At 49.1% G+C, this 1035-nt stretch carries 2 protein-coding genes; both read right to left on the bottom strand.

From position 1 onward, the window contains the following. Nucleotides 1-225, bottom strand: a 225-nt coding sequence (locus ACS8FD_RS16725) for a LysR family transcriptional regulator (RefSeq protein WP_439276669.1), incomplete at its 3' end; no start/stop codon positions are given. A gap of 107 nt (nucleotides 226-332) precedes the next feature. Further along, the gene (gene potC, locus ACS8FD_RS16730) at nucleotides 333-1034 is read right to left on the bottom strand and encodes a spermidine/putrescine ABC transporter permease PotC (protein WP_439276670.1); all 702 of its coding nucleotides are present in this window, start codon (nucleotides 1032-1034) and stop codon (nucleotides 333-335) included. Nucleotide 1035: the final 1 nt, after the last annotated feature.

Raw genomic sequence — 1035 nt, forward strand, 5'->3', positions numbered from 1 at the left:
CTGCGGCATGATGCTGTCTGCCAATGCCAGTACCGTTTTACCCGCAGGCGTAAAGGTGAGCGGACGTGTGCGGCGATTGACCAAGCTAATATCGTAGTAATTCTCTAGCTCTTTTAGCTGATGCGACACTGCAGAAGCGGTGACGTGCAGCTCATCAGCAGCTGCGGCCAAAGAGCCATGCGCTCGTAATGCCGTTAAAGTATTGAGATGGCGGAGTTCTAACATAAGGCAACCTGATCGCTGAGGTGAGAAAAATTCATTATAACTAATGTAGCAGTGAATTCCACTCAAATATTTTCATCAAGTGCTTGCTATTGGCCAGCCTACAGCATCTAGCGTCGCCGTAATAATAACTGTGAGATGACGACCAGTACCAAAGAGGCTACCAGTAGTAACGTACCTATGGCGTTGACCTCAGGTTTGAGGCCGACGCGTACCATCGAATAAATCCGCAGCGGTAAAATCTCATAGCTAGGCCCCGTGACAAAGGTCGACACCACCACATCATCGAGTGATAAGGTAAAGGCCAGTAACCAACCTGCCATTACCGCCGGCAAGATGACAGGAATTAGGACGGTGCGTACCATGGTCGATTCACTAGCACCCAAGTCGCGCGCCGCTTCCATCAAGCGCTCATCCAAGCTGCTCAGACGTGCAAACACAGTAATGACCACAAAGGGCAAGCAAAAGGTGATATGGGCGAGCAGCAGCGAGACAAAGCCTAACTGCAGACCAATTAACAAAAATAAGGCCAACAGTGAAATCGCAAGGACAATTTCAGGCGACATCATCAGCACAAATAACAGCCCGTTTAACAAGCCTTTGCCGCGAAAGTCGTAACGATGTAGGGCAAGGGCGGTGAGCGTACCGATTAGGGTTGAGACGGTGGCGGCAACCAAACCTAAGACGATAGAATGCCAAAATGCATCGAGCATCGCTTGGTTATTGAATAGCGACTCGTACCATTTGAGGCTAAAGCCGCCCCAGTTGTAGCCTATTTTTGATTTATTAAATGACATCACCACCAAGACAATG

This window comes from Psychrobacter sp. 1U2, assembly GCF_051847575.1.